Source organism: Bradyrhizobium sp. CCH5-F6 (assembly GCF_001556045.1).
GTDB lineage: Bacteria > Pseudomonadota > Alphaproteobacteria > Rhizobiales > Xanthobacteraceae > Bradyrhizobium.
Window position 1 is genome coordinate 92,574 of the sequence record NZ_LSIC01000183.1, and the last position, 21,799, is coordinate 114,372.

The 21,799-nt window shown below is 62.9% G+C and carries 22 protein-coding genes; 17 read left to right on the forward strand and 5 right to left on the reverse strand.

All coding sequences use genetic code 11. The annotated features are described in order from the left end of the window. Positions 1–157 precede the first annotated feature (157 nt). Both AX729_RS31610 and AX729_RS31615 read left to right on the forward strand, forming a co-directional pair. On the forward strand, positions 158–1,156 hold the full coding sequence (locus tag AX729_RS31610; RefSeq protein WP_061028090.1) for a helix-turn-helix domain-containing protein: 999 nt from the start codon (positions 158–160) through the stop codon (positions 1,154–1,156). A 173-nt stretch (positions 1,157–1,329) separates the two neighbouring features. Further along, positions 1,330–2,328, forward strand: coding sequence for a helix-turn-helix domain-containing protein (locus tag AX729_RS31615; RefSeq protein ID WP_061028091.1), 999 nt, complete (start codon positions 1,330–1,332; stop codon positions 2,326–2,328). Here AX729_RS31615 and AX729_RS31620 read toward each other — a convergent pair whose 3' ends face one another. Next, a complete protein-coding gene (locus tag AX729_RS31620) occupies positions 2,329–2,859 on the reverse strand; it encodes a flavin reductase family protein (protein WP_061028092.1) in 531 nt (176 codons plus the stop codon). It abuts the gene before it with no gap. Positions 2,860–2,867: 8 nt separating this feature from the next. Next, entirely contained in the window at positions 2,868–4,286 is a 1,419-nt protein-coding gene (locus tag AX729_RS31625; RefSeq protein ID WP_061028093.1) for an NtaA/DmoA family FMN-dependent monooxygenase, read from the reverse strand. A 289-nt stretch (positions 4,287–4,575) separates the two neighbouring features. Between AX729_RS31625 and AX729_RS31630 the strand changes: the two genes are divergently transcribed. The 12 genes from AX729_RS31630 (at position 4,576) to AX729_RS31685 (ending at position 16,833) form a co-directional block, all read left to right on the forward strand. Beyond that, entirely contained in the window at positions 4,576–4,893 is a 318-nt protein-coding gene (locus tag AX729_RS31630) for an FtsB family cell division protein (RefSeq protein ID WP_061028094.1), read from the forward strand. A gap of 206 nt (positions 4,894–5,099) precedes the next feature. Further along, positions 5,100–6,059 carry a GAF domain-containing protein gene (locus AX729_RS31635; protein WP_061028095.1) on the forward strand — a complete coding sequence of 320 codons (960 nt, stop codon included), beginning with the start codon at positions 5,100–5,102 and terminating at the stop codon, positions 6,057–6,059. A gap of 278 nt (positions 6,060–6,337) precedes the next feature. After that, positions 6,338–7,855 (forward strand): aldehyde dehydrogenase, encoded by a 1,518-nt coding sequence (gene adh, locus AX729_RS31640; protein ID WP_061028096.1) that lies wholly within the window; start codon positions 6,338–6,340, stop codon positions 7,853–7,855. A gap of 230 nt (positions 7,856–8,085) precedes the next feature. Beyond that, complete coding sequence (pdhA, locus tag AX729_RS31645; protein ID WP_061028097.1) at positions 8,086–9,108, forward strand: pyruvate dehydrogenase (acetyl-transferring) E1 component subunit alpha; 1,023 nt, start codon at positions 8,086–8,088, stop codon at positions 9,106–9,108. Between the two features lie 29 nt (positions 9,109–9,137). After that, the gene (locus AX729_RS31650) at positions 9,138–10,526 is read left to right on the forward strand and encodes a pyruvate dehydrogenase complex E1 component subunit beta (RefSeq protein ID WP_061028098.1); all 1,389 of its coding nucleotides are present in this window, start codon (positions 9,138–9,140) and stop codon (positions 10,524–10,526) included. A 3-nt stretch (positions 10,527–10,529) separates the two neighbouring features. Continuing rightward, positions 10,530–10,832: a DUF5076 domain-containing protein gene (locus tag AX729_RS31655; RefSeq protein ID WP_061028099.1), complete on the forward strand. Its 303-nt coding sequence runs from the start codon at positions 10,530–10,532 to the stop codon at positions 10,830–10,832. Between the two features lie 2 nt (positions 10,833–10,834). Next, complete coding sequence (locus tag AX729_RS31660; RefSeq protein ID WP_061028100.1) at positions 10,835–11,287, forward strand: nucleoside deaminase; 453 nt, start codon at positions 10,835–10,837, stop codon at positions 11,285–11,287. A gap of 60 nt (positions 11,288–11,347) precedes the next feature. After that, positions 11,348–12,694 carry a pyruvate dehydrogenase complex dihydrolipoamide acetyltransferase gene (locus AX729_RS31665; protein WP_061028101.1) on the forward strand — a complete coding sequence of 449 codons (1,347 nt, stop codon included), beginning with the start codon at positions 11,348–11,350 and terminating at the stop codon, positions 12,692–12,694. Positions 12,695–12,716: 22 nt separating this feature from the next. Further along, complete coding sequence (locus tag AX729_RS31670; protein WP_061028102.1) at positions 12,717–12,950, forward strand: hypothetical protein; 234 nt, start codon at positions 12,717–12,719, stop codon at positions 12,948–12,950. 17 nt (positions 12,951–12,967) lie between these two features. Beyond that, complete coding sequence (gene lpdA, locus AX729_RS31675; protein ID WP_061028103.1) at positions 12,968–14,389, forward strand: dihydrolipoyl dehydrogenase; 1,422 nt, start codon at positions 12,968–12,970, stop codon at positions 14,387–14,389. A gap of 51 nt (positions 14,390–14,440) precedes the next feature. Further along, a complete protein-coding gene (locus tag AX729_RS31680) occupies positions 14,441–15,682 on the forward strand; it encodes a threonine synthase (protein ID WP_061028104.1) in 1,242 nt (413 codons plus the stop codon). A gap of 179 nt (positions 15,683–15,861) precedes the next feature. Continuing rightward, on the forward strand, positions 15,862–16,833 hold the full coding sequence (locus AX729_RS31685) for a tripartite tricarboxylate transporter substrate binding protein BugD (protein ID WP_061028105.1): 972 nt from the start codon (positions 15,862–15,864) through the stop codon (positions 16,831–16,833). 131 nt (positions 16,834–16,964) lie between these two features. On the opposite strand, the gene AX729_RS31690 is transcribed toward AX729_RS31685, so the two are convergent. The 3 genes from AX729_RS31690 to AX729_RS31700 form a co-directional block, all read right to left on the reverse strand. Continuing rightward, complete coding sequence (locus AX729_RS31690; protein WP_061028106.1) at positions 16,965–17,351, reverse strand: response regulator transcription factor; 387 nt, start codon at positions 17,349–17,351, stop codon at positions 16,965–16,967. A gap of 95 nt (positions 17,352–17,446) precedes the next feature. Beyond that, positions 17,447–18,121, reverse strand: coding sequence for a response regulator transcription factor (locus AX729_RS31695; RefSeq protein ID WP_061028107.1), 675 nt, complete (start codon positions 18,119–18,121; stop codon positions 17,447–17,449). After that, the gene (locus AX729_RS31700) at positions 18,118–20,103 is read right to left on the reverse strand and encodes a PAS domain S-box protein (protein WP_061028108.1); all 1,986 of its coding nucleotides are present in this window, start codon (positions 20,101–20,103) and stop codon (positions 18,118–18,120) included. Before AX729_RS31700 ends, AX729_RS31695 begins: the two co-directional genes overlap by 4 nt. A 365-nt stretch (positions 20,104–20,468) precedes the next feature. Between AX729_RS31700 and AX729_RS39135 the strand changes: the two genes are divergently transcribed. From AX729_RS39135 to AX729_RS31710, 3 genes are all read left to right on the forward strand, one after another. Further along, positions 20,469–20,765: a hypothetical protein gene (locus AX729_RS39135; protein WP_245325479.1), complete on the forward strand. Its 297-nt coding sequence runs from the start codon at positions 20,469–20,471 to the stop codon at positions 20,763–20,765. Between the two features lie 440 nt (positions 20,766–21,205). Beyond that, complete coding sequence (locus AX729_RS31705; RefSeq protein WP_061028109.1) at positions 21,206–21,394, forward strand: hypothetical protein; 189 nt, start codon at positions 21,206–21,208, stop codon at positions 21,392–21,394. After that, a complete protein-coding gene (locus tag AX729_RS31710; RefSeq protein WP_061028110.1) occupies positions 21,391–21,753 on the forward strand; it encodes a hypothetical protein in 363 nt (120 codons plus the stop codon). The genes AX729_RS31705 and AX729_RS31710 overlap by 4 nt, the downstream gene beginning before the upstream one ends. The last annotated feature ends 46 nt before the right edge of the window (positions 21,754–21,799 follow it).

The following is a 21,799-nucleotide window of genomic DNA, read 5'->3' on the forward strand; positions in this document are numbered from 1 at the left end:
AATCTTGGGCAGACGGGACAAAATGATTGGTCTGGAGTGCATTGCATGTTGTCAGCCCCCGAAGAGGCTGGCACATTTTTTGCCGCTTTCTGGGAAGGACAATCAACCTGATCTGCCGCAGCCCTCGGCTTCATCGCGTTCATGGGAGGACCATGTCATGCCCTTCTGGACAACCGAACGTCTTCCGACAAAGGAACAGTTCACCTATTGGCGAGAAGTCTTGTGCGAGGCGTTCATTACGCTTGATCCAAGACGCCCATGGGAGATTGGGCCGGGATTCGTGGGCAGCGTGTCGGCGAACCTGATCTCAGAGGTGAACGTCACAAGTCTGCGGCATGAAGCGCACCTCATTCGTCGTGGTCCAGCGGAAATCAGAAAGCGGCCGCTCGAATATTACTTCGTAAACATGCAGATCGACGGCGAGGTCTTGGCAGAACAGCGCGGCCGATCGGTGCTCATTGGTCCAAATGAGTTTTACATCGTGGATTCGACTGAGCCCTATGATCTCGACTACCGCGGCGCGCCGAGAACGTACTCGTTCAGAATACCCAAGAGAATGCTCGATCCGCTCATCGGCGATCCTTCGTTGGTCACGACGAAGCGGGTCTCGCGAGAGACCCCGATGGGCTGCCTCGCCGTCGATTATCTGCAGTCGGTTGTAACGCAATCCGATGCCATTCCAAGAGCGGCCGGCAAGTCAGTTGCCAGCATGATCGCGGAAATGGTCGCCTTGTCGTTCCGCAGTGATGACACGGCCGCGAAGGACATGGTCGATCTGCGCGCTTCCGCTCAGACGGCGTTGCTCAATTCTATCCTGCGGTTTGTAGACGCCAGCCTACACAATTCCGATCTTTCGGTTCAAACCGTGTGTAGTCGCTTTGGCGTGTCTCCGCGCTACTTGCACAGAATGTTCGAGAAAACGGGCGCGAGTTTCGGCGAGTATGTCCGTAAGGAAAGGCTGGGGCGATGTGCTGAAGAATTGACGCGTCGGTCAAATGGCTCGATTGCGGAGATCGCGCTTTCATGCGGTTTCGGTGACATTTCGCATTTCAACCACTGCTTCCGAAAGCAGTTCGGTGTTTCGCCCCGGGAATATCGCTTCACTCAATATCGGGAGCCGACGCTGGCCCGCGGAGGTCATCCGGCAGACGGTTGATCATGCGCTAAGCAATCATGTCCGGTGCCATCGCAGGAATGACTGATCCAGCTCCTGATCAGTCCGCATCAATTCGACCCTGTCTGGTACCTTGTGCATGAACCTTGAGCTCGGGCGCGAGAGGGCTGGCATGAGAAATGCTTGGATATTCCGCAGCCACTCAGGGGACGCGCATGGAGACCTGGACAACGACCAACCTCCCCGAAAGAGACCAGTTCAGCTACTGGCGCGAAGTTCTGTGCGAGGCATATGTCGCTTTGAATCCAGTCCGAACTGTTACCGCCGGTGGATTCATTGGCCATGTGAAAGCGCAACCGATTTCGGGCATTAACGTCACCACTATCGCTTCAGAGCGTCAGAAGATCTACCGAGGCCGGGCCGAGATCAGTCGTATGCCCCTCGAGGTGTATTTCCTGAATCTTCAAGTTCGAGGGCAATGCCGCATGCAGCAGAAGGGGCGTGCCGCTCTGCTGAATGCCGGAGAGTTTGCGCTCGTCGACTCGACCGAGCCATATCTCAATGATTACTGCAGTGACGACTGGGAGCAACACTCCTTCCGCATCCCACGCCATCTTCTGCGGCCGTTGCTTAAAGAGCCTGACCGAGCCACCGCGGTCGCGTTCGGCAGCAACGGCGGTATCGAAAGTGTGACCATCGAATACCTCACATCGATCGCGCGACACGTTGATAACCTGTCCCAAACGGGAACGACGCTGAGCACAAGCATGGTCGAACTCGTCGCACTTGCTATCGGCGGTAACCTTGCAGCGAACGAACGGGGGAGGGGGACGGCACGACAGGCGCTATGCGCGTCGCTCATCAAGTACGTGGAGGGCAACATCGCCGACCCCGAGCTCGGTCCAGCCACGGTAGCTGCGCATTTCGGGATCTCGTCCCGGTATCTACACAAGGTCCTCGAGGAAGGCGGGCGGTCTTTTGGTCGTCTCGTCCTGGAAGGGCGGCTCGATCGATGCGCGAAAGGATTGACGACAAGCGACACACCCATAACCGAGATCGCCATGCGTTGGGGGTTCAATGATCTCTCGCACTTCAGTCGCACATTCCGGCAGAGATTCGGCAAAAGCCCGAGGACCTACCGAAACGAAGGGGCCCAGAACTTGCGACCTGAGCCCACGTTTCAAAAGCAATCTGCCGGCCAACGGCCAGCTTGATCAGGCGGCTCGAACGAGTCGCCGGAAAGTACTGTCCATATAGAGCAGAGCGTCGTCATGACCGTCGGCGATCCGCACCATATTCACCTCGCCGAGAAAGATGGTGTGGCTTTCATAGGCCAATCGGTGCACGATCTTGCAATCGAACGAAGCAAGCGACGTGGCGAGGATAGGGGTACCTGAAACAAGCGTCGTCCAGTCACCGGCCTTGAAGCGCTGTTCGCGCAGCGCCGTTTTGCTGAACACGTCGACGAGGTGGAGGTCGCTGGCGGCAATGAGGTTCACCGCAAAGCTGCCGGACCCGTCGATGACGTCGTGGGCCGATGCCGAGCGGTTTACGCAAATGAGAAGTGTCGGCGGCGTCGTGCTGACCGAGCTGACGGCAGTCGCAATGAGACCGGCCCGCTTGCCTTCAAAGACGCTCGTGATCAGCGTGACACCCGAAGCAAATCTACGCATTCCCGCTTTGAATTGTTCAGCCTCGCAGGGGGCGGTGACATTCGTCACCGCCGGTGAGTTACCCGTCGTCATTGTTGCACCTAGACCCTTTCCTTGGCCCAGGCCACGCCGGTACCACCCGAGCTGGTCTCGGCGGCGCGTTTGAAGGCGCCGCGGTACCTGGACGCGGGATGCCGTTCGTTGAGCCGGCCTCCGCTGCCTGGGAACATCTTTTCGCGAAGCGATCCGGGGGCATATTCCTTTTGGGCCAAACCGCGCTTCTGCAGGACCGGCATGACGTGCTCGATGAACTCCCGGTAAGAGCCGGGGAAATATTGGCAGATCATGTTGACGCCATCGATACCCGCGTCTTGCCAGGCTTCGAGCTGGTCTGCGATGCTTTCGGGGGTGCCCACCATGCGGCTGTTGTATGAAAGCGCGTATGCGAGGTCTTTTACGCGGGCCTTCTTGCCGGGGTTGCTTGCTTCGAACATGGTAATGAAGCCGCGTAGACCGTCGACCTGAGCCTCTTCGATCGGCATTTCCTTATCCATCGCGCCGAGATCGATGCTGAGGTCCCGACTGATATGCGCCGCGAGTCCATCGTAGCTGACGCCCTGGTCGATTTCTTCCGATTTGCGCCATGCTTCCTCTTCCGTGCTGCCGACCACGAACGAGAAACCCTGAATGAACTTCAGATCGTCCGGATTGCGGCCGTGGGTTTGAGCAATGGCGCGCGTTGACGCGATGCCCTTGCGGGCGCCTTCGATCGTCGGATAGAGAATGAACGTACCCTCGGCATTGCGGGCTGCGAAAGACTGGCCCACCGGGGAGGATCCCGCCTGGTAGAGCACGGGCGTTCGCTGCGCGGACGGTGAGCACAGGTGCGGACCAAGTACGCGATACCGCTCGCCCGAGTGATAAATGCGATGAATCTTCTCGGCGTCGGCATAGACGCCGTTCAGCCGGTCACCCAGGACCGCGCCCTCGTCCCAAGAGCCCTCCCAGAGCTTGTAGACGACGTCCATGTACTCGTCGGCCCACTTGTAGCGGTCGTCGTGCGGGACGATTTCATTGAAGCCGAAGTTCTGCGCCGCGTTATGGCTGACGCTGGTGACGATATTCCAGCCGATGCGTCCGTTGCTGAGATGGTCGAGCGTTGACAGGCGGCGCGCAAAACTGAACGGATGCTCCGACATGATCGAGCTGGTGAAGGTCAGGCCGAGGTTCTCGGTAACGCCGACAAGCGCGGCGCAGAGCGCGCCCGAGTCGTTGCAGGGGATCTGAAGACCCTCCTTGATGTAGGTGTCCCAGGACCCTTTGTACGCTGGGTCGATGCCGATGACGTCGGCCAAGAACAGCGCGTCGAATTTGCCTTTCTCGAGTAGGGCCGTGAGCTCTTTCCAGGTCTCCAGCTTGTCAAAATGCATCTGCGTGCTGTCGGGATGACGCCACAGGCCGTGGTAAATGTGGGATACCACGTTCATCGAGAAGCAATTGAAAATGAGACGTTTTCTCATGTTATCTCCCATGATTGCGAGTACGTCCGGGGGACGTGACGGCATGAGAGGCTATCTGCGGAGCTGCATCGGTTCTTGCTTGCCAGGGGCCAGCAATTTGTCTCAGAAGGAACAATCGAGGGGGCTTCGAGGCCCAGCTTGAGAGAGTCGCTCTCAGCACCGTCGTTCAGGTCGTCTTTTTCGATGCGCCCGCTTTGCCTGGTGCTCGGCACAAGTCCGGAATGACAATGGGGAGCCTGGGAATGGGGGGGTTAGCACTCCCTTAACCAACCTGTCCCATCTTCCCAAGATGGTCTCGCGCGCGCGCCTGAAATCGATCCTGACCGGTCTTGCCCTCTATGCGATGGCGGCGGCCATCGTCGGCTATTTCGGCGTCAACGCCTACACCGGCAAATACGGCCTCAACGCCCGCCAGGAACTCGACCAGGAGATCATCGCGCTGACCAGCGAGCTGGCCCAGCTCAAGCGTGAGCGCGCCAGGAGCGAGCAGCGGGTATCGCTGCTGCGATCCGAGAAGATCGATCCCGATATGCTGGACGAGCGGGCGCGCTTCCAGCTCGACTACGTCAATCCGCGCGATCTCGTTCGGATGGTCCCGGCGCGCTAGCGCATCCGCAGCTTTCGAAAGCGGCACCGCAAGCCGCTGCCGAGACCGACATGCGTGTCTCAATTCCAGCGAAAGTCGTAGGCGTGGAACCGGACGGTCGGCTTGACGGCCGCGCCGTAACGGGCTCATGGCTTCCGTGCCCTTGTTGACGCAGATCAACCGGGCAACGCCGGCACTTTCTAGACTGCCATCCGGAGGAAACAGTGATGAATGGGTCAACGCCCCGGCATCACGCGGCCCGCGTCGAGGCCGCCATTGCGTCAGGCCAGGCGGCTAGGTCCGCGCTCGTGGCCTCATGGCGTCGTTCCTCCAGATTGCATCATCTTGATCCCGGCGGCCGCGCCGCGCCGATGCGGCTGACAGAAGCCGAACTGCACCAGGCGCGCGAACGTGTCGCGCCGCTTCTGGCCGCGGCGCAAGGCGCGATGGACCGGCTGTATCAGGCCGTCGGCGCCGCGGGCTGCTGCGTGCTGCTCGCCGACGGCGATGGCGTGCCGGTCGATCGCCGCGGCACGGTGGCGGATGACGCGACGTTTCAGTCCTGGGGATTGTGGACCGGCGCCCTTTGGAGCGAGGCGCACGAGGGCACCAACGGCATCGGCACCTGCCTCGTCGAGCAACGACCGCTGACGATCGATCGTGACCAGCATTTCTTTGCCCGCAACACCTTTCTGAGTTGCACCGCCGTTCCGATCTACGACCACGAGGCGGCGCTCGCGGGCGTGCTCGACGTCTCCTCCTGCCGTGCCGACCGCACCGACGCCTTTGCCAGCCTGATCGCGCTCGCGGCGGGCGAGGCGGCCAGACGTATCGAGGCCGACCTGTTTCGAAAGGCGTTCACCCATGCCCGCATCGTCCTGACGCAAGCCGCGGACGGAAGTTGCGGCGGCCTCGTTGCGGTCGACGCCGACGATCTCGTGATCGGCGCGACCCGCTCCGCCCGGATGGCGCTCGGAATCGCGCCCGGCCGGACCTTGCAGCCGGTGCCTGCCGCCGACCTCCTCGGCGGCGATGCCGAACGCGATCACCTGGCCGGCGGCCAGCGCGCGGTGCTGCAACGCGCGCTGCTGCGCGCCGGCGGCAACGTCTCGGCAGCCGCCAAGGCCCTCGGCGTCAGCCGCGCGACGCTGCACAGGAAGCTCAGGCGGTTCGAGATCAAGCACTGAGCCGGGCCTGCCCCTCGGCCGTCATTGCGAGGAGCGAAGCGACGAAGCAATCCAGAATCGTTTCGAGGAGAGTTTCTGGATTGCTTCGCTGCGCTCGCAATGACGTGAGGAAGCTGCGACCGCCAAAATCTCGTACTGCCTCCTGCGCAACTGTCGCAGAACTGCGACAGGTCCGCTCCACCATCGCTCCTGGCCGGGCTGACAGAAATCACCTCCCGCATCATCGTCGGCGCAAGTCGTGAACACACGACGACAAACGCAAACATCGGGAGTGAGCAATGAACAAGGTGGAATTCCTCAGCGTCACCAAGGTTCCCTTCGCCGAACGCTACGACAATTTCATCGGCGGTAAATTCGTCGCGCCGATCTCCGGCAAGTATTTCGACAATGCCTCGCCGGTGACTGGCCAAGTCGTCTGCAAGATCGCGCGGTCCGACGCGCAGGACGTCGAGGCGGCGCTCGACGCGGCGCATGCCGCCAAGGCCGCCTGGGGCCGCACCAGCGTTGCCGAGCGTGCCGCGATCCTGAACCGGATCGCCGACCGGATGGAAGACAATCTCGAGCGCCTCGCCATCGCCGAGACCTGGGACAACGGCAAGCCGATCCGCGAGACGCGTGCTGCCGACCTGCCGCTCGCGATCGATCATTTCCGCTACTTCGCCGGAGTCGTGCGCGCGCAGGAAGGCTCGATCGGCGAGATCGATCACGACACCATCGCCTATCATTTCCACGAGCCGCTCGGCGTGGTCGGCCAGATCATCCCCTGGAACTTCCCGCTGCTGATGGCCTGCTGGAAGCTCGCCCCCGCGCTCGCCGCGGGCAATTGCGTGGTGCTCAAGCCGGCCGAGCAGACCCCGGCCTCGATCATGGTGTGGGCCGAGATCATTGCCGACATCCTGCCGCCCGGTGTTCTCAACATCGTGAACGGCTTTGGTCTCGAAGCCGGCAAGCCGCTCGCGTCCAGCCCGCGCATCGCCAAGATCGCCTTCACCGGCGAGACGTCGACGGGGCGGCTGATCATGCAGTACGCCAGCCAGAACCTCATTCCGGTCACCTTGGAGCTCGGCGGCAAGTCGCCGAACATCTTCTTCAAGGACGTCATCGCCGAAGACGACGATTTCTTCGACAAGGCGATCGAAGGCTTCGTGATGTTCGCGCTGAACCAGGGCGAGGTCTGTACCTGTCCGAGCCGGGCGCTGGTGCACGCCGACATCTATGATCGCTTCATGGAGCGGGCGCTGAAGCGCGTCGCCGCGATCAAGCAGGGCGATCCGCGCGATCCCACGACGATGATCGGCGCACAGGCATCTGGTGAGCAGCTGTCCAAGATCCTCTCCTATATCGACATCGGCAAGCAGGAGGGCGCCAAGGTGCTCGCGGGCGGCGGCCGCGCCGAGCTCGCGGGCGATCTCGCCGGCGGCTTCTACGTCCAGCCGACCGTGTTCGAGGGCCACAACAAGATGCGAATCTTCCAGGAGGAGATCTTCGGCCCCGTCGTCTCGGTCACGACCTTCAGGTCCGACGACGAGGCGCTCGCGATCGCCAACGACACGCTCTACGGTCTCGGGGCCGGCGTCTGGAGCCGCGATGCCAATCGCTGCTACCGCTTCGGCCGGGCGATCCAGGCGGGCCGGGTCTGGACCAACTGCTACCACGCCTATCCCGCGCATGCGGCCTTCGGCGGCTACAAGCAGTCGGGCGTCGGGCGCGAGACCCACAAGATGATGCTCGATCACTACCAGCAGACCAAGAATCTCCTGGTCAGCTACAGCCCGAAGAAGCTCGGTTTCTTCTGATCGGGTGGCCGGAGCGGGCGGCGCCATCGCCGTCCGCTCCGATCCGGTCGCGAATCTGCGCGCGCCACGGCGAGCAAAGATTTGTTGCCCAATCGGCGGCAAAGATTTTCCAAAATTACGATCAGGTTGCAGTGCGGCATAATGAATGTCGTGCCATGCCGCCGCGGTGCTTTCCAACGGTGTTTGACTTGGGTTAGAGAGGGCGAAGTTTTCTCTGACCCGGAATTCCCATGGCCGCACCCAAGAAAGCCGCCGCAAGCCCTCCACAGGACAAGACCGACGGCGGTTCGCCTCCGGAATTCACGAGGGAGCAGGAGCTCAAGGCATTCCGCGACATGCTCCTGATCCGGCGGTTCGAGGAGAAGGCGGGCCAGCTCTACGGCATGGGTGCGATCGGCGGCTTCTGCCACCTCTATATCGGCCAGGAGGCCGTGGTGGTCGGCATGCAGATGGCCCTGAAGCCGGGCGATCAGGTCATCACCGGCTATCGCGATCATGGTCACATGCTCGCCACCGGCATGGACGCCAACGGCGTCATGGCCGAGCTCACGGGACGCCGCGGCGGCTATTCCAAGGGCAAGGGCGGCTCCATGCACATGTTCAGCAAGGAGAAGCACTTTTACGGCGGCCACGGCATCGTCGGCGCCCAGGTGTCGCTCGGCACCGGTCTCGCCTTTGCCAATCACTACCGCGGCAACGACAACGTCAGCGTCACCTATTTCGGCGACGGCGCGGCCAATCAGGGCCAGGTCTATGAGAGCTTCAACATGGCGGAGCTCTGGAAGCTGCCGGTGATCTACGTCATCGAGAACAACCGCTACGCCATGGGCACCTCGGTCTCGCGCGCCTCGGCGCAGCAGGATTTCTCCAGGCGCGGCATCTCCTTCAACATCCCCGGCAAGCAGGTCGACGGTATGGACGTGCGCGCCGTGAAGGCTGCGGGCGAAGAGGCGGCGGCCTGGTGCCGGGCCGGCAAGGGCCCCTACATCCTGGAGATGCAGACCTACCGCTACCGCGGCCACTCGATGTCCGACCCTGCAAAATATCGCACGCGCGAGGAGGTCGAGAAGGTCCGTCACGACCAGGACCCGATCGAGCAGGTGCGCAACCGCCTGCTGGCGGCCAAGGTCAGCGAGCAGGAGCTGAAGGCGATCGACGCCGAGGTGCGCGACATCGTCAACGCATCCGCCGATTTCGCCCAGCATGATCCCGAGCCGGATGCCGCCGAGCTCTGGACCGACGTTTACCGCTGAACGCGCGCAAGCTTTCCTTTGGAGTCGATATGCCAATTCAAGTGCTGATGCCCGCGTTGTCGCCCACGATGGAGAAGGGCAACCTCGCCAAATGGCTGAAGAAAGAGGGCGAGACGATCAAGTCGGGCGACGTCATCGCCGAGATCGAGACCGACAAGGCGACGATGGAGGTCGAGGCGACCGATGAGGGGACGCTCGGCAAGATCCTGATCCCCGAGGGCACCGCCGACGTCGCCGTCAACACGCCGATCGCGACCATTCTCGCCGACGGCGAGAGCGCAGCTGATCTCGCCAAGGCGCCTGCGCCCGCGAAGCAGGAGAAGGCTGCCGAGTCCGCTCCGCCTGCCGCTGCAAAGGCCGAAGTGCCGGCACCGAAGGCTGCTCCGGCGCCGCAAGCCGCCGCTGAACCCGATCCGGAAGTGCCTGAAGGCACCGAGATGGTGACGCAGACCATCCGCGAAGCCTTGCGCGATGCCATGGCCGAGGAGATGCGGCGCGATGCCGACGTCTTCGTGATGGGCGAGGAAGTCGCCGAGTACCAGGGCGCCTACAAGGTGACGCAGGGCCTGCTCCAGGAGTTCGGACCCAAGCGCGTCATCGACACCCCGATCACCGAGCACGGCTTTGCCGGCGTCGGCGTCGGCGCCGCGATGACGGGCCTGAAGCCGATCGTCGAGTTCATGACGTTCAACTTCGCCATGCAGGCGATCGACCAGATCATCAACTCCGCGGCCAAGACTCTCTACATGTCCGGCGGCCAGATGGGCTGCTCGATCGTGTTCCGCGGGCCGAATGGTGCGGCCGCGCGCGTCGCCGCCCAGCACAGCCAGGATTACTCGTCCTGGTACTCGCACATTCCGGGCCTGAAGGTGGTCGCGCCGTATTCGGCGGCCGACGCCAAGGGACTGCTCAAGGCCGCGATCCGCGATCCCAATCCGGTGATCTTCCTCGAGAACGAAGTGCTCTACGGTCATACCGGCGAAGTGCCCAAGCTCGACGACTTCATCATCCCGATTGGAAAGGCGCGCATCGTGCGCGCCGGCAGCCACGTCACCATCGTCTCCTGGTCGAACGGCATGACCTATGCGCTCAAGGCCGCCGACGAACTCGCCAAGGACGGCATCGAGGCCGAGGTGATCGACCTGCGCACGCTGCGCCCGATGGACACCGAGACCATCATCAACTCCGTCAAGAAGACCGGTCGCGCGGTCACGGTGGAAGAGGGCTGGGCGCAGAGCGGCGTCGGTGCCGAGATCGCCGCGCGCATCATGGAGAACGCGTTCGACTATCTGGATGCGCCGGTTGCGCGCGTCTCCGGCAAGGACGTGCCGATGCCCTATGCCGCAAACCTGGAGAAGCTCGCGCTGCCCTCGGCGGCGGAAGTCGTCGAGGCCGCCAAAGCCGTCTGCTACAGGTAGACCATGGCGGGCCCGAAGGAGCAGCCACTGCCGCCCGACGTCATGACCCGCGACGACGCGGTCGAGATCCTGCGCGTGTTCGTGCTGGACGGCGGGCTGTCGATGGCGTTCCAGCGCGCCTTCGAGGAGCCCGACATGTGGGGCCTCTTGCTCGTCGATCTCGCCCGCCATGCCGCGCGCGCCTATGCGCGCGAGAGCGACTATACCGAGGAGGACGCGCTGAATCGGATCCTGGAGATGTTCCAGGCCGAGATCGAGCGTCCCACCGACACCGGGACCACGACGCCGCGCGGGAAGGGGCACTGACTGTGGCGATTGAATCCTATCACTTCGATTTCATGCTCGAGGCGATCCGCGAGGCGGAAGCCTCGATCGCGCAAGGCGGTCTGCCGATCGGTGCCGTGCTCACGCGCGACAACGAGATCATCGCCCGCGGTCACAACAATCGCGTCCAGGAGAATAACCCGATCCTGCACGGTGAGATGAGCTGCCTGCGCGAGGCCGGTGCGATCTCGTTCCACGACACCGTCATGTACACCACGCTGTCGCCCTGCGCGATGTGTGCCGGTGCGCTCGCGCTGTTCAAGGTCAAGCTCGTGGTGATCGGAGAGTCCGTCACCTTCGAGGGCTCCAAGGATATTCTCGACAAGTTCGGGATCCCCTGGATCGACCTTGCCGACGACCGCTCCATCACCATGATGAAGAATTGGCGTTCCGTCCCTGCCAATGAGCGCCTCTGGCAAGGCGACATCGGCAACTAAACTGGTCTGTTCGTCTTCGCTGTCGGAGACGACGTTTGCAAAGCTCTTCTTGAGGTCAGCATGCCCATCAACATCCTGATGCCCGCTCTTTCGCCGACGATGGAGAAGGGCAACCTCGCCAAGTGGCTGAAGAAGGAAGGCGACAAGGTCAAGTCCGGCGACGTCATCGCCGAGATCGAGACCGACAAGGCGACCATGGAGGTCGAGGCGATCGACGAGGGCACGATTGCCAGGATCCTCGTGCCCGAGGGCACGCAGGATGTTCCTGTCAACGACGTGATCGCCGTGCTCGCCGGCGAGGGCGAGGACGTCAAGGCGGCAAGTGCCGCCAAGCCAAGCGCCTCTGCCGCACCTCCAAAGGCCGCTGAAGCTCCTGTCGCTGCGCCGGCTCCCGCGCCCGCTGCGCCCAAGGCTGCTGCGCCGCCTTCCGCTCCCGCGCCGCAGCCCGCGGCTCCGGCCGCGCAGGCCAATGGTCATGGCGGCCGCGTGTTCTCATCGCCGCTGGCGCGCCGTCTCGCCAAGGAAGCCGGAATCGATGTCGGCATGGTCACCGGCACCGGCCCGCACGGCCGGGTGGTCGCCCGCGACGTCGAGCAGGCAAAATCGGGCAAGGGCCTCAAGGCCCCGGCTGCTGCTCCGTCTCCCGCGCCTTCGATCGCGCCGACGATGTCGGACAAGCAGATCCTGTCGCTGTTCGAGCCGGGCTCCTACGACATCGTCCCGCATGACGGCATGCGCCGTACCATCGCGCAGCGCCTGACCGCGTCGATCCAGAACGTTCCGCACTTCTACCTCACCATCGACTGCGACATCGGCAAGCTGCTCGCTGCGCGCGAGGAGATCAACGCTGCCGCGCCGAAGGACAAGGAGAAGAAGCCGCTCTACAAGATCTCGGTCAACGACTTCGTCATCAAGGCGATGGCGGTCGCGCTGCAGAGGATCCCGAACTGCAACGTCAGCTGGACCGAAAGCGGCATGGTCAAGCATCACCATTCCGACGTCGGCGTTGCCGTCGCGATGCCCGGCGGCCTGATCACGCCGATCATCCGGAAAGCAGAGACCAAGACGCTCTCGACCATCTCCAACGAGATGAAGGACTTCGCCGCGCGCGCCCGCTCGCGTAAGCTGAAGCCCGAGGAATACCAGGGCGGCACCACCGCCGTCTCCAACCTCGGTATGTACGGCATCAGCCACTTCACCGCCGTGATCAACCCGCCGCATGCGACGATCCTCGCGGTCGGCACCAGCGAGGAACGTCCCGTGGTGCGCGGCGGCAAGATCGAGATCGCGCACATGATGAGCGTGACCTTGTCCTGCGATCACCGCGCCATCGACGGGGCGCTCGGCGCCGAGCTGATCGGCGCCTTCAAGCAGCTGATCGAAAACCCCGTCATGATGATGGTCTGAGGCGGCGGCAGAGGGGGCAACCTTGCATGTCCGGACCCGCTGGCCATGGATATCGCTGCTGCTCGGAGCCGTCGTCGCGCTCAACCCGATCGGGCTCGATTTTCTTCACTCTGCCTTTCTGTCGGGAGAGCAGCTGTCGCGGAACATTGCTCAACCGATCGTATTCAGCGGGCTGGCCATCCTGGTTCTGATCGGGATCATCGAGTGGCTGGTCAGGTTTGTTGTCTTCAGGCGCCGCGCCCGCGGCGCGTCTTGAGTTGAACGGGAGCCGCCATGGCCGATACATCCTTCGACGTCATCATCATCGGCTCCGGTCCCGGCGGCTACGTCACCGCGATCCGCGCCGCCCAGCTCGGCTTCAAGACCGCGATCGTCGAAAAATCCTATCTCGGCGGCATTTGTCTGAACTGGGGCTGCATCCCGACCAAGGCGCTGCTGCGCTCCGCCGAGATCTATCACTACATGCAGCACGCCAAGGATTACGGCCTGTCGGCGGAGAACGTGTCGTTCGATCCCAAGGCCGTGGTGCAGCGCTCGCGCGGCGTCTCCAAGCGGTTGAACGACGGCGTCGGCTTCCTGATGAAGAAGAACAAGGTGAGCGTGATCTGGGGCGCCGCCTCGATCGAGGCGCCCGGCAAGGTCGCCGTGAAGAAGTCCGACGTCGAGGCGCCCAAGGGGGCGCTCGGCGAGGGCACCTATCAGGCCAAGCACATCATCGTCGCGACCGGCGCACGGCCGCGCGTGCTGCCCGGGCTCGAGCCCGACAAGAAGCTGATCTGGACCTATTTCGAGGCGATGGTGCCGGAGAGGATGCCGAAGTCGCTGCTGGTGGTCGGCTCCGGTGCAATCGGAATCGAGTTCGCCTCGTTCTTCAAGACCATGGGCTCCGACGTGACCGTGGTCGAGGTGTTGCCGCAGATCCTGCCCGTCGAGGATGCCGAGATTGCGGGCATTGCCCGCAAGCGTCTCGAGAAGCAGGGCATCAAGATCATGTCCTCGACCAAAGTCACAAAACTGGAGAAGAAGGCCGACAGCGTTGTCGCCACCATCGACGATGGCAAGGGCAAGCCTGTGACCACCGAGTTCGAGCGCGTGATCTCGGCGGTCGGCGTCGTCGGCAATATCGAGAATCTCGGTCTCGAGAAGCTCGGGGTGAAGACCGACCGCGGCTGCATCGTGATCGACGGCTACGGCAAGACCAACGTTCCCGGCATCTACGCCATCGGCGACGTTGCCGGTCCGCCGATGCTCGCGCACAAGGCCGAGCACGAAGGCGTGGTCTGCATCGAGGCCATCAAGGGCCTCAATCCGCATCCCATGGACAAGCTGCTGATCCCCGGCTGCACCTATTGCAATCCGCAGGTCGCCTCCGTCGGGCTCACCGAAGCCAAGGCCAAGGAAGGCGGCCGCGAGATCCGCGTCGGCCGCTTCCCCTTCGTCGGCAACGGCAAGGCGATCGCGCTCGGCGAGGATCAGGGCCTCGTGAAGGTCATCTTCGACAAGAAGACCGGCCAGCTGCTCGGCGCCCACATGGTCGGCGCGGAGGTCACCGAGCTGATCCAGGGCTACGTCGTTGCGATGAACCTGGAAACCACGGAAGAAGAGCTGATGCACACAGTCTTCCCGCATCCGACCCTGTCGGAGATGATGAAGGAAGCCGTGCTGGATGCTTATGGAAGGGTGCTGAATATTTGACCACTGCCGTCATTGCGAGCGCCGTTTGCAAAATAAGAAGGAAATCACCCCATGCACGACAACGACAACCTCACCATCGAACGCCCGACCTTCGTCACGCATCTGGAATGCGCGATGGAGGGCGACCACTACGCCGCCGACCAGGTCCACAACCTCTCCAAGGCCGGCAAGCCGCTGCTGGTGCGCTACGACCTCGCGGGCGTGAAGAAGGCGCTGACCAAGGATGCGCTCGCCCAGCGCCCCGGGGACATGTGGCGCTACCGCGAGCTGCTGCCGGTGCGCAAATGCAAGGACATCGTCTCGCTCGGCGAAGTCACGACGCCGCTGATCCGGCTGCCAAAGCTGGGTGCAAAGCTCGGCGGCGGCGAGATCATCGTGAAGGACGAGGGGCGCCTGCCGACCGGCTCGTTCAAGGCGCGCGGCCTCGTGATGGCGGTGTCGATGGGCAAGGCGCTCGGCATCAAGCACATGGCGATGCCGACCAACGGCAATGCCGGCGCGGCGCTGGCGGCCTACGCCACGTCGTGCGGCATCAAGACCACGATCTTCTGTCCCGCCGACACGCCCGAGGTGAACGTCAGCGAGATCGAGCTGCAAGGCGCGACCGTCTATCGCGTCAACGGCTATATCGACGATTGCGGCAAGATCGTCGGCGAGGGCAAGGCGAAGGTCGGCTGGTTCGACACGTCGACGCTGAAGGAGCCTTATCGCATCGAGGGCAAGAAGACGATGGGCCTGGAGCTCGCCGAGCAGCTGGGCTGGGACGTGCCCGACGTGATCTTCTATCCGACCGGCGGCGGCACCGGCCTGATCGGCATGTGGAAGGCGTTCGACGAGCTGGAGAAGATCGGCTTCATCGGAAGCAAGCGCCCGCGCATGGTTGCGGTGCAGGCGTCGGGCTGCGCGCCGATGGTGCGCGCCTACGAGGCCGGGACCGAGCATGCGACGCGCTGGGAGGACGCCCACACCATCGCGTCGGGCATCCGCGTGCCGCAGGCGATCGGCGATTTCCTGATCCTGCGCGCGGTGCGCGAAAGCAAGGGTTTTGCGATCGCCGTCGACGACGACAAGATCTCGTCGGCGCTGAACGAGGTCGCGCGCGAGGAGGGGCTGCTGCTCTGCCCCGAGGGCGCCGCCACCTACGCCGCCTACAAGCAGAGCCTCGCCGATGGCCGCGTCTCGAAGGGTGACCGCGTGATGCTGTTCAACTGCGCGACCGGCCTGAAATACCCGCTGCCGCCGGTCAACCGCACGCTCGACCGCCACAAGCCGATCGACTATTCGCAGTTCTGACTTGCTTCTCCCTCGCCCCGTTCTTACGGGGAGAGGGTTGGGGTGAGGGGCCTCTCTCCGCGAATGAGATATTCGTGAGATCCGTACCCCCTCACCCGAATTGCTGCGCAATTCGACCTCTCCCCGCAAGCGGGGCGAGGTAAAGAAAAAACAAAAATGACATCGCTGGGGAGAGAACAATGACGAAGGCCGTCTTGGCTGCGCTGATTGGTATTCTCGCGTTCACGGGCGCAGCGCGCGCCCAGGATTTTCCCACGCGGCCCATCACCATCATCGTGCCCTTCGCGGCCGGCGGGCCGTCCGATGCAATGGCGCGGGTCCTTGCCGAGCGGATGCGGGTGCCGCTGGGCCAGCCCGTCGTGATCGAGAACGTCACCGGCGCGGGCGGTTCGATCGGCGTCGCTCGCGCCGTGCAATCGCCGCCGGACGGCTACACCATTTCCTTCGGTCATCTCGGCACCCACGTCGCCAACGGGGCCGTCTACAAGCTCAAATACGATCTCGTCGCCGACCTCGAACCCGTGGTGCTGCTGCCGAGCAACCCGATGATCGTGGTGAGCAAGAACGCGGTGCCCGCGACCTCGCTGAAGGAGCTCATCGACTGGCTCAAGTCGCGGCCTTCGGCGCCGACCGCAGGCACGGCCGGTGCGGGTTCCGGCAGCCATATCGCTGGCGTCTATCTCGAGAGCGTCTCCGGCATCAAGCTGCAATACGTGCCGTATCGCGGCACCGCGCCCGCGTTGAACGATCTCATCGCCGGCCAGATCGATCTCATCGTCGACCAGACCTCCAACTCCATCGGCCAGGTCCGGGCCGGCACCATCCGCGCCTACGCCGTCACCGATGACAAGCGCCTGCCATCGGCGCCGGAGATTCCGACCGCGGAGGAGGCGGGCCTGAAAGGCTTCAACATGACGCTGTGGTCGGGCATGTGGGTGCCGAAGGGCACGCCGAAGGAGATCGTCGCCAGGCTCAACGCCGCGGCCGTCGAGGCGCTGAACGATCCTGCTGTGAGGAAGCAGCTCGAAAGCCAGGGCCTGGAGATGACGCCCAAGGATCAGCTCACGCCGGAAGCGCTTGGAAACCGTCAGAAGGCCGAGATCGCCAAATGGTGGCCGATGATCAAGGCGGCGAACATCAAGGTGGACTGATGGGGCAACGCATGCCTCGCGGTATGTCCGTGAGGTTCTGCGAGCGCGCGGGCCATCTCGCGGGAAGCCCTCGCGAGATGCGGGATTGATCCCGATCGCCGTCACCGTCGCGTCTGCTGGCCGCCGGGCGCTCACTGCGAGGTCTCGTGACCTGCTGCCAGCGCACGGTCCAGGCACTGCATCAGATCCGAGGCGACGAATGGCTTGCCGAGAAAACAGATTGCCCCGGCTTTGAGGGCACGCATCCGTACGCTCTCATCCGGGAAGGCTGTGATGAAGATGAAAGGCGTCGGCGAACCATGCGCGCGCATCCGCGTCAACAGATCGATTCCCGTCATCAGCGGCATCTGCACGTCGGTGATCACGCACGAGGTGTCATTCGAATTGGGCGACCTCAAAAATTCCTCGGCTGAGGCGAATGTGTGGACGACGTACCCGCGCGATTCCAGGAGATTGTTGATAGCGGCCCGCACGTAAGGGTCGTCGTCAAGCACCGAAATGACCGAAGCCGCTGACAAGACGTCCGCTCCTCACCCGGTATCACGCTTGCCGTCGCCACGGCTACACATAAACCGATAAGGTGGACCTGTCCGTCACGATTGGAAACTCATACTTAGGTTTGTGCGTCGGGCTTGTTGGACCCTATCCCGAGCGCCTCGCTCATTCTCACCAGATCGGCCAGCGATTTCGCGCCCATTTTCCGCATGATCTGGCCGCGATAGATCTTCACGGTGATTTCCGCCAATCCGAGCTGGGCGGCCACTTGCTTGTTCATCAGGCCGGCCGTCACCAGGGACAATACGTCTCGCTCCCGCGGGGACAGTGACTCGAAGCGTGATCTCACGGTCGAGACCGTCTTGTTGAGGTCGCGGCGCTTGCGGTCTCTCTCGATCGCGGCCTGGACTGCATCCAGGATGTCCTGGTCGCGGACCGGCTTGGTCAAGAAGTCGATCGCGCCGCTCTTCATGGCCCTAACCGTCATGGGAATATCGCCGTAGCCGGTAATGAAGATGATAGGCGTGTGGATATTCGCCTTGGCAAGATCGGATTGAAGGTCAAGGCCGCTGGCTCCAGGAAGGCGGATGTCGAGCACGAGGCAACTGGGGACTTCCGGCGGCTTGGCGTGGAGGAGTTGTGGTGCCGAGCCGAATGCTTCGACCTTGAGGCCGACCGACTCGAATAGATTGGTGAGCGCACGGCGCATGGACGCGTCGTCGTCGACGATGAAGACAATTGGCTGATCGCCGTCCTCCTCCTGCGGCGGCGGCGGTTCCCCGGGCTCGGTCACGAAATTTCCTCTCGATGGAGGGGCAAGGTGATCTGAAAAGTCGCGCCGTACTCCTGGTTGGGTGCAGCGAAAAGCCGTCCACCATGCGCCTCGATGATGGATCGACAGATCGACAGCCCCATGCCCATGCCGGTGGACTTCGTGGTAAAGAACGGGGTGAACAGGCGGTCTATCGCCTCGTCACTGATGCCGACGCCGCAGTCGGAAACGCTCACCAACACCGCGCCATCGCCGCTCGCCGCTGAACGGATGGCCAATTCGCGCGGGCGATCATGGACGTTTTCCATGGCCTCGATCCCGTTCATGATCAGGTTGATCAGGACCTGTTGCAGTTGGATTCGATCGCCGAATGTTCTCGGCAGTGCCGACGACAGCTCCATTCGGACCGACACGGCGTGGCTGGCCATCTCACGCTGAACGAGCGCCACCGACTCACGTACGACGACATTGGCGTCGAGCGGAGCCATGTCGATGTCGGAGCGCTTGGCGAGCGCTCGAACGCGACGGATCACGTCGCTGGCACGCGTGGCGTCCTCGATGATCCACTCGACGGAGCGGCCGGCCGCTTTGAGGTCGGGCGGACTGCGCTGCAGCCAGGCGAGGCAGGCGTCGGCGTTTGCGATCACAGCGGCGAGCGGCTGATTGATTTCGTGGGCAATGGAAGCGGTCAGCTCACCCAGAGTCGTGACACGCGTCACATGGGCGAGCTCGGCCTGGGCCTTGCGCAGTGCGTCTTCGGCCTGATTGGCCCGGATGGCCGCGGTTACGTCTGTGCAGACGCCACGATAGCCCAGAAAAGTGCCGTCGGTGTCGAAGAACGGCTTGCCGCTGGTCCGGACGTAGATTGGTTGCCCGCTGCGATCCTTGCTGCGATACACTAGGTCGCGGAAGGGGACGTGGGCATCGAGCGCCGCCCGGTGCTGTTGCCATTTCTCGGGTTCGAGATCGGCATCAGGAGCGATATCCCAACGCGTGAGTCCGATCAGGCCGGCGGGGGCGGTGATGGTATCGGAGTGTTCCAATACTTGGGTCACGCGATGGTCTGGCCCTGTTTCCCAGAACCAGTCAGAGGCGGTTTCAGCATAGTCGCGGAAGCGCTGCTCGCTCGCACGCAGTCTGCGCTCTGCCTCTTTGGTCGCCGTGATGTCGGTCACCGATCCCACGAACTCCACGCACCCGTTTGAATCTCGCATCGCGCGGGCCACCGCTCGGACGTACTTGATGGAACCGTCGGGCATCACGAGCCGGTATTCGTGATCGTAATCCTTTCCCTCTCGCGCGGCCCGAGCCGTTGTCTGTTGCACCGCGATCCGGTCGTCCGGATGGATGCGCTGGAGCATGAACGGGATCTTCGGCCTGGTTCCCTCGTCGCACTGGAAGATGCGATAGGTCTCCTTGGACCAGGTGATCTCGCGGGTTGCGGCCTTCCATCCGAAACTGCCGGTGTGGCTCAGTTCCTGCGCCTGGGCGAGATAAGCCTCGCTCTGTCGCAGCGCGTTCTCGGCTTCCTTGCGCTCGGTGATGTTCTCGCAGGCGACCAGGACGATTGGTCCGCCATCGCCTCGCAGCATGGTCTTGGCATTCTCGCGCACCCACAGCACCGAGCCGTCCTTGCGTATCTTCCGGATCTCCCAGGTGTGGGACTGATCGACGGTCTCGAGGCACAGCGTGACACACGCGCGGACGAAGTCGCGATCCTCCTCAAAGAAGACATCCAGCACCGATCGGCCGATCAGCTCCGCGGCGGCATAGCCCAGTTGCTCGGCGCCGAACGTGTTCACGTTGATCACGGTTCCGGCTGGATCGACCATGAAGTACATGACCGGGGTGTGCTCGAAGACTTGCTGCCACTGCTTGACAGCCTCGAGCAAGTCGTCGCCATCGGGCTCTTTGCGCGGCTTGGCGGCGACGGTTTGCCTTACGCAGCCGGCGAGGAATTGCGCGGCTGACTTCCCGAATGTCGCTGCTCGGCCCGGCTTCATCGCAGACGCTCCCGGCGCTCTCTGCGTAAATCCGAGTAGAGCACGTTGCAGCGAGACGAGCAATTCCCGCCAAAGTACGCCATGCCGGCAAGAGTTTCACGGTGACCGTGCGGCCGGAGCATCGTGCGCCGTCTCGTTGCACGTGAGCCGGCGGGGGAGCCCCGGGCGAGTACGGACAAACCTAGGTATAGCTCCTCCATTCCTAGTCATATCGGTCACTTACCTCCGTACAATTGAGCGTCTCGTGCCCTGGGGCATAGCCTCATGACCTATCGGGAGTGTTGCAGCCAATCGCATCGAGCGCACGAGAACCGGTCTGAAGCTTGCGGCGGCGGCGTCTTGCCGGCAGGCAAAGACCAGGGACGATGCCGCTGCAATTTGCGGCAATCCACGACCCGCATGAGGTCGAAGGAAACGAACGGGCAAAGCGCGAACAAGAGGGGAAGGCGACAATGTGCGTGACATCGGTGCTTCCTGAGCGCGACCGATCCGAGTCCGAATGTTGCTCTTCAGTCAATGGCTGTGCGGTGTGTGGCGGCAAGTTTGGTCTGATCCGCTACTACTCCTGGCGCACCGCGCTCTGCTCCAAAAAGTGTGTCGATCGCTTCCGCACACGCCGCGAGCGCGATCATCGGTGGTTGTTTCGGGTTCAGGCCGCGTGAGGCCGAATTAGAGAGCTGACATCGTCCGAGGGTCTGATCCGGGAGCTTACGTTGAACCGTTCATGCAAGCTGTTGTGCTCGATGGTTCTCCTCGGCTCCACTGCGACGGTCCGGGCACAGGAGACGGGACACGATGCCGTACATCGCCGGCACCCACCCCAGGACCAGGCGCTGCACGAGAAATTCTATTCGACCTGGCACATGCCGGATAATCCGAGCGTCAGTTGTTGCAACAGTTCTGACTGCTATCCGACCGACATCAAATACATCGACGACCAGATCTATGCGCGGCGCAGGGAGGATGGGAGATACATTCTGATCCCGCCGCAAAAGGTGGAGCGAAACAGGGATAATCCGGACGGCCGAAACCATCTTTGCGCTCCGCCGCCCGCACTGTCACCGTTGGATAGCGTCTACTGCTTCGCTTTGGGAGGTGCCACATGAGATTTGCGTTCGTGCTGGTGAACGACCGGACCCCGTTCCGGCAGGCCTTGTGCATGCAGTGCTGCGAGTCGATCAGCGGCAGCTATCTCCGCGAGATCGCTACCCGTCTGCCTTACTGTGATCATCAGTGCTACGCGCTGTTCTGCGAGGCGCTTGCGAAAGATCGCATGAGGGCGGCTTCATGAAATTCATCGTGGTCAATCACGAGCCCCCGTTGTGCGCGGCCACGTGCAGCGCCTGCTCGCGGTCGATCCGGTCCGGCTATGTCCGGCATGTGCGGACGCAGCGCCGCTACTGTGACTACGACTGCTACCGGCGCGGTGAACTCGCGACGCTGCTGATGCAATGGTCGGCCCCTGGGCGCAACGAGCCGGCCTTCGGGAACGTCGAGATTGCCGCTCGCAACGCGATCGAGATGTTTGCGGTCCTGAGCGCCGTCTTCTGCTGGAGCTGCACGATCCACGCCTGGACCTTCGCAAGAACCTTGACCGGCGCATATTTGGACGGTCGCGATCCGATCACGATGGAAGGAGGTGACACCTAGCTACGCGACGGCGCGCGCGTGGAAGCCGCAGCGACGCAACCTGGCA